This is a genomic window from Enterobacter cloacae complex sp.6700776 (assembly GCF_048284255.1).
Classification (GTDB): Bacteria; Pseudomonadota; Gammaproteobacteria; order Enterobacterales; family Enterobacteriaceae; genus Enterobacter; species Enterobacter intestinihominis.
In genome coordinates this window covers 1-272 of record NZ_JBLVYK010000282.1, presented here as the reverse complement: position 1 = coordinate 272, position 272 = coordinate 1, and the positions used below count along the sequence as shown (strand labels likewise).

At 46.7% G+C, this 272-nt stretch carries 1 pseudogene; it reads right to left on the bottom strand.

What is annotated here, in order from left to right:
- Positions 1–271: pseudogene (locus ACNQ0T_RS24260) on the bottom strand (sn-glycerol-3-phosphate ABC transporter substrate-binding protein); the annotation flags it as partial.
- Position 272 lies beyond the last annotated feature (1 nt).

The following is a 272-nucleotide window of genomic DNA, read 5'->3' as shown; positions in this document are numbered from 1 at the left end:
CAACTTCATAAACCTGCAGTATCGCAAGTGCATTGCCAGAACGAAATGCCGCAATCCCCGCAGCGAGGCTTTGCTCGTAGTTCCCTTTATAAGTGGGAATCACGTTGTAATCTGGGTGAGTTTCATTAAAGCGAGTGACAAGGTCATTCACTTCTTCACCAAGCTGACCTTCCATTGAATGCCAGAATGGGATTGTGGTGACTGCCACTCCTTGACTGCTAAAAGCCAAGCCTAACATCATTGCTAAAGTGGACTGTTTGATCGATGCCATG